At 75.7% G+C, this 6,269-nt stretch carries 7 protein-coding genes; all 7 read left to right on the forward strand.

Features of this window, described 5'->3' with window-relative positions:
- Positions 1-79: 79 nt before the first annotated feature.
- Entirely contained in the window at positions 80-1,486 is a 1,407-nt protein-coding gene (gene folP, locus AEQ27_RS18640; protein WP_369813572.1) for a dihydropteroate synthase, read from the forward strand.
- Entirely contained in the window at positions 1,483-1,950 is a 468-nt protein-coding gene (gene folB / locus AEQ27_RS01240) for a dihydroneopterin aldolase (RefSeq protein ID WP_235450936.1), read from the forward strand. The genes folP and folB overlap by 4 nt, the downstream gene beginning before the upstream one ends.
- On the forward strand, positions 1,947-2,558 hold the full coding sequence (gene folK / locus AEQ27_RS01245; protein ID WP_082383131.1) for a 2-amino-4-hydroxy-6-hydroxymethyldihydropteridine diphosphokinase: 612 nt from the start codon (positions 1,947-1,949) through the stop codon (positions 2,556-2,558). Before folB ends, folK begins: the two co-directional genes overlap by 4 nt.
- Complete coding sequence (locus tag AEQ27_RS01250) at positions 2,555-3,031, forward strand: DUF3180 family protein (protein ID WP_054145024.1); 477 nt, start codon at positions 2,555-2,557, stop codon at positions 3,029-3,031. Before folK ends, AEQ27_RS01250 begins: the two co-directional genes overlap by 4 nt.
- A gap of 122 nt (positions 3,032-3,153) precedes the next feature.
- On the forward strand, positions 3,154-3,633 hold the full coding sequence (locus AEQ27_RS01255) for a PH domain-containing protein (protein ID WP_054145025.1): 480 nt from the start codon (positions 3,154-3,156) through the stop codon (positions 3,631-3,633).
- Entirely contained in the window at positions 3,630-5,441 is a 1,812-nt protein-coding gene (locus AEQ27_RS01260) for a PH domain-containing protein (protein WP_054145026.1), read from the forward strand. Before AEQ27_RS01255 ends, AEQ27_RS01260 begins: the two co-directional genes overlap by 4 nt.
- The gene (locus AEQ27_RS01265; RefSeq protein WP_054145027.1) at positions 5,438-6,247 is read left to right on the forward strand and encodes a Rossmann-like and DUF2520 domain-containing protein; all 810 of its coding nucleotides are present in this window, start codon (positions 5,438-5,440) and stop codon (positions 6,245-6,247) included. Before AEQ27_RS01260 ends, AEQ27_RS01265 begins: the two co-directional genes overlap by 4 nt.
- Positions 6,248-6,269 lie beyond the last annotated feature (22 nt).

The following is a 6,269-nucleotide window of genomic DNA, read 5'->3' on the forward strand; positions in this document are numbered from 1 at the left end:
GCCCCGACCGGCTGCGCCGAGGCGCAGCCGGTCGCTAGCCTGAGGGCTCGTCCCGAGCACCGAACGGAGGTACCGCTTCGTGACCGACCCGTCCAGCGGCACCCCCGCCGCCTCCGATGACGACGGCCGCCCGGCCGCTGCGGCCCGACAGGGAAGCGGCGCACCGTCGAAGCGGCCCCGCGGTCGTGAGCGGTACCCGGCCGACGTCGTGGTCGACGCACCACCCGCCTCCGCCCGGGCGGCCGCCGCCGAGCTTGCCGCGGGTCCGATCACGCAGGGACGACTCGTCCTGGCGCAGCACGAGACCGCAGCCGTCCGTCCGCCGGCCCACTTGCCCCCCGTCCCGCACCCGCCGGCGCCGCCCTCCGCGCCCCGCCCCCCCGCCGAGGCACCGGCCGCTGCGGTCCGCTTGGGTCGTCGGCTGGTGGCCGGTGGCCGGTTCGAGGGGCCGCTGCACGAGCGGTCGTTCGACGACGCCGACCCCGTGCTCGAGGCCCGGCCACGACCCGAGCGGCAGCGCAGCGGTTCGCACGCGGCACCCGCGGCGCGTGACCGGGTCGCGACCGGCCCGGGGTCGCACGCCGCGCCTCCTGGGCCGGTCCTCCGACGCTCGCGCGACCGGTCCGCCGCCCGACGACCGGGCCCGGCGGTCATGGGCGTGCTCAACGTCGCGCCCGACTCGTTCAGCGACGGCGGGCGCCATCTCGACGTCGACGCCGCCCTGGCCCACGCCCGGGTCCTCGTGGCGCAGGGCGCCGACGTCGTCGACGTCGGCGGAGAGTCGCCCCGGCCCGGGGCCGCGCGCGTCGGGCCGGCCGCCGAGCTGCGGCGCGTGCTGCCGGTCGTGCGCGAACTCGCGTCCGAGGGGGTGCGCGTCAGCATCGACACCATGAACGCGTCGACCGCCGCCGCCGCGCTCGAGGCCGGCGCCGAGATCGTCAACGACGTGTCGGGCGGTCTCGCCGACGTCGACATGGCCCGGGTCGTCGCCGAGAGCGGACGCACCTTCGTGGTCATGCACTGGCGCGGTCGACTCGACGGATCGGGGCACGCACCCGCCGCCACGTCGCGGGACTACGACGGCGACGTCGTCGGCACCGTCGCCGACGAACTCGGCGCGCGGGTCGACGACCTCGTGGCCCGGGGTGTGGACGCGTCGACGATCGTGCTCGATCCGGGGCTCGGGTTCTCGAAGGACGCCCTGCAGAACTGGCAGCTGCTCGCCCATCTCGACGTGCTCGGCCGCCTGGGCCTGCCCGTGCTCGTCGCCGCGTCGCGCAGGCGGTCCCTGGCCGACCTCGTGCCCGGGGGCGCGCCGCCCGTCGACCGCGCCCCCGCGACCGCCGTGATCAGCGTGCTGGCGGCGCAGGCCGACGTCTGGGGCGTGCGCGTGCACGACGTCGCCGGCACCCGCGCGGCCCTCGACGTGCTGCAGGCGTGGACCGAGGCCGCCGCGGCTCCCCGACGACCGGCGAGGCACGCGTGAGCGGCGTCGAGACCGGGCCCGACGGCCTGCCCGGGCACGAGCACGAGCCGGTCGGCGAGCCTGGTTCGGTCGGCGAGCTCGTGCCGGCTCTCCGTGCCCGCGGCCTCGACGTGCTGCGTCTCAGCGGCGTGCGGGCGACCGGCCACCACGGCGTCTTCGACCACGAGCGCCGCGACGGTCAGGAGTTCGTCGTCGACGTCGTCGTGCACCTGGACACCACGCCCGCGGCGTCCGGCGACGACCTCGGCGAGACCGTGCACTACGGAGTCCTGGCCGAAGAGATCGTGGCCGCCGTCGAGCGCGACCCGGTCGACCTGATCGAGACCCTCGCCGAGCGCCTCGCAGGCGTCGTGCTCGCACACCGAGCGACCGTCGCCACCGAGGTCACCGTGCACAAGCCGGGGGCCCCGATCACCGTGCCGTTCGGCGACGTGTCGATCACGATCAGCCGGGAGCGAGCGTGAGCGGGGCGAGCCTGAGCGGGCCGGGTGTCCGCCGTGCGGTGATCGCCCTCGGCTCGAACCTCGGCGACCGCGACACCCTGCTTCGCGAGGCCGTCCGGGCCGTCGACGCGACGCCCGGCATCACGGTGGTCGCCGCGTCCGCCCCCGTGTCGTCGACCGCCGTCACGCCCGAAGGCCTCGATCCGGGCAAGCCGACCTACCTCAACGCCGTGCTGCTCGCCGACGTCACGCTCGACGACGACGCCCTGCTCGACGCGCTGCAGGCGATCGAGGCCATGCACGGGCGCACCCGCGACGTGAGGTGGGGCGACCGGACCCTCGACCTCGACGTCGTCGCCCTCGACGACGAGCGCATCGACACCGAGCGCCTGCAGGTGCCGCACCCCCGTGCCGCCCAGCGGGCGTTCGTGCTCGAGCCCTGGCTCCAGCTGGACCCGGAGGCGCGGCTCGCCGGAGCAGGGCGGGTCGCCGACCTGGCGTCCCGGCTCACCGAGCGCACGCGTCCCGTGCCCGGGGCGACCCCGCTGCTCGACCCCGCGCCCGAGACCCCGTCCGACCGCGGGACCGCTCAGGACCCGACCACCGACCCCAGCCCAGGAGCCCCGTGAAGCACACCCGCCCCTCCACCCTGGTCGGCCTGATCATCGTGGCCGTGGCCGCCGGCTTCGTCCTCGACTCGGTGCTGGTCGCCCTGCGTCAGCCGTCGATCGTGCTGCCCGTCGCCCTCGGCCTCGTGCTGCTCGGCATCGGCGGTGTCGTCGTCTCGATGGCCGTGCCCGTGCACCGCGTCGCGACCGGGTCGAGCAAGGAGCGCGTCGACCCCTACTACGCCACCCGCGTGCTGCTGCTGGCCAAGGCGAGCAGCCTGTCCGGCGCCCTGTTCGGCGGGTTCGCCGGGGGAGTCCTGCTGTTCGTCCTCTCGCGGGGCGTAGGGGTCGCTGTAGGCTCGCCCGTGCCCGCGATCGTCGCCGTCGCCGGCGGTGCGGGGCTGCTCGTGGCCGGCACCGTCGCCGAACGCATGTGCCCCGTCCCGCCCGCCGACGACGAGAACGGCCAGGGCCCGGGGACACAAGCGGTCTGACCGCCCGCGGCCCCGCCGCCGTCGCACGACGAGACCGTCGCACGACGAGACAGCCGCATGGCAAGACCGCGACACGACATCGCTGCCGCACGACACCGCCGCCGACCGGAAGAGACGCCGACATGGACCGACTCGACATCCCCGACGCGCAGTGGACCCGCGTCTCGCCCCGGTACGTCTGGCCCGAGCTGGTCGGCTACGTCGTCACCGGGCTGATCGTGGCCGCCGCCACCGTCCCGCTCTGGTTCATCGGCCAGTGGTGGACCTACGCGATCACCGCCGCCGTCGTGCTCGTGACGATCGTCGTCGCCGCCCTGACCCCCCGTCGCGTCCGGGCGATCGGCTACCAGCTGCGAGAGGACGGCCTCCTGCTGCGCAAGGGCATCCTGTACCTGCGGGTCGTGGCCGTGCCCTACGGGCGCATGCAGCTCATCGACATCAACCGGGGCCCGGTCGTCCGGGCGCTCGGTCTCAGCGCCCTCAAGTTCGTCACCGCGGCCGCGGCATCGGCCGTGACGATCCCGGGCGTCCCCGCCGACGAGGCCGAGCGGCTGCGCGACCGCCTCGTCGAGCTGGCCGAATCGCGGCGGGCCGGCCTGTGAGCGACCCCCGCACCGGAGCGGCCGGGGGCGGGGCCCGGCCCGCGCCTCCGGCCGCCGCCGCCCTCCCCGACGGCGAGTGGCACCGCCTGCACCCGGCCACCCCGCTGCTCAAGGGCGGCATCGCCCTGGCCGCGGTGCTCGTCATCCTGTTCAACAACGCACGCGAGTACGTCGTCGAGCTGTTCGTGCCCGGCGGTCGGCGGGGCGACGAGGGCGACCCGTTCGGCTACGTCGTCGACCAAGGCTGGCTGGGCCTGCTGCTGTTGGCCGTGGTCGTGGTCATCGCCCTGTTCGTCGGCGGGTTCTGGCTGTCGTGGCGCATGCACACCTTCCGGGTCGGCGACGACGTGGTCGAGGTGCGCAGCGGCATCGTGTTCCGCACCAACCGGCGGGCACGGCTCGACCGCATCCAGGGCATCAACATCCAGCGCCCGCTGCTCGCCCGCGTCTTCGGCGCCGCCAAGCTCGAGGTCAACCAGGCCGGGCAGGACGCCAACGTCAACCTCGCCTACCTGCGCTCGGCGTCGGCGGACGACCTGCGCCGCGAGATCCTGCGGCGGGCGGGCGGGGGGCCGCCGCCGCACTCCCCGCCCACGAGCGCCGCCGGGGCGCCGGCCGACCCGGGTGCCGGACCCACGACCACGGGGCACCCCGACGCCCCGGCCCCGCACCGGCAGGGCTTCGGCGGTCTCGTCGAGCAGCGCGCGAACGAGTTCCTCGCGCCCGAGCTCGACCCCGACGAGGCGCCGCCGCAGTCGGTCGTGGCCCTCTCGCCCGGCCGCCTGATCGGGTCGACCGTCCTGAGCGGGTACACGCTGTTCCTGCTGGCCGCCGTCGTGGCGATCGTGATCAGCGTGGTCACGACGGGCGAGTGGTTCCTGCTCTTCGTGCTGCTGCCGGCCGTGCTCGGCTCGGGCGGGTTCTACGTCAACCGCATCACGAAGTCGCTGCGCTACACGATCGCCGGCACGCGCGACGGGGTCCGCATCGGCTACGGCCTGTTCTCGACCTCGAACGAGACGTTGCCGCCCGGCCGCATCCACTCGGTCAAGGTCAGCCAACCGCTGCTCTGGCGCCCGTTCGGCTGGTGGGACGTCAAGATCAACCGCGCCTCGCGCTCGAGCACCAAGGGCGCCGCCGGGCAGGAGAACACGACGATCCTGCCGGTCGGCGACGAGGACGACGTCCGCCGCGTCCTCGAACTCGTCCTGCCCGAGCTGGTCGGCGTGGCCGCCGTGGGCGTCGCCACCGAGGAGGCGCGGGCCGGGTCGACCGCGTCGGCCGACGTCCCCGAGGCGGTCACCCCCGAGGCAATCGTCTCCGCGACGGTCCCGAGGACGGACGCCTCCGCGACCGGCGAGGCCGCGCCTCCTGCCGTCCGCGACGCGGTCGAGGCGACGACCGAGCACACCCTCTCGCTCGTCGAGGGCGGCCTGAGGTCGAGCGGCACCGACGGTGGCTTCACCGTGTCGCCGCGGCGGGCCGCCGTGCTGCGCTGGTTCTCGTGGCGCCGCAACGGGTTCCGCACGGCGCCGGGCGCGCTGCTGCTGCGCAAGGGCGCGATCTGGCGACAGCTCGTCATCGTGCCGCTGCCCCGGGTGCAGAGCGTCGGCCTCGTGCAGGGTCCGCTGCGTCGGCGGTTGCGGCTCGCGACCGTGCACCTGCACACCGTCCAGGGGCCGATCGTGGCCGAGATCGGCGCTCTCGACCAGGACGACGCCCTCGGCTTCTTCACGACCGCCGGCCGCGAGGCGGTCGCCGCCGCCCACGCCGACCGCACCCACCGCTGGAGCGAGGAGACCCCGTGACCGACCCCCGCGACCCGCGCGACGACCGCCGCCGGCCCCCGGGCGGCTCCGACCGCCGCAGCGGCCGCCTCGGCGTGGGCATCGTCGGTGCCGGTCGCGTCGGGCCCGTGCTCGGTGCGGCACTCGCCGCGGCGGGCCACGCGATCGTCGGCATCTCGGCCGTGTCCGAGCGCAGCCGCGACCGGGCCGAGGCGATCCTGCCCGGCGTGCCCGTGCTGACCGTGCCCGAGATCGTCGAGCGCAGCGAGCTCGTGCTGCTCGCGGTGCCCGACGACCAGCTCGCCGACCTCGTGCAGGGTCTCGCCGCGACGGGTACCTGGCAGCCCGGCCAACTCGTCGTGCACACGTCGCCCCGTCACGGGCTCGAGGTGCTGCGGCCCGCGCTCTCGTCGGGGGCGATCCCGCTGGCGATCCACCCGGCCCTCGCCTTCACCGGCACGACCATCGACCTCGTCCGGCTGCGCGACGCCTGGTGCGCCGTCACCGCGCCGACCCCCGTGCAGCCGATCGGCCAGGCGCTCGTCGTCGAGATGGGTGCCGAGCCGGTCATCGTCGCCGAGGCCGACCGGGCCCGCTACGCCGAGGCGATCGCGACGGCCACCGAGTTCTCGGCCGCGATCGTCGCCCAGTCGGTCGGTCTGCTGACCGAGCTGGGCCTGCCCGAGCCCGGCCGCCTGCTCGCGCCGCTGATGCGGTCGGCCATGGACGCCGCCCTCGGCGAGGCCGGCGGCGCGGTCGGCCCCGGTACCATCGACATGGCCTCGTTCGACGACGGCCCCACCGCGTTCGGTGACCCGCGCGCCTGACCCGGCCCGCGCCTCCCGCCCC

Origin of the sequence: Frigoribacterium sp. RIT-PI-h (assembly GCF_001297205.1) — a bacterium.
Taxonomy (GTDB): domain Bacteria; phylum Actinomycetota; class Actinomycetes; order Actinomycetales; family Microbacteriaceae; genus Frigoribacterium.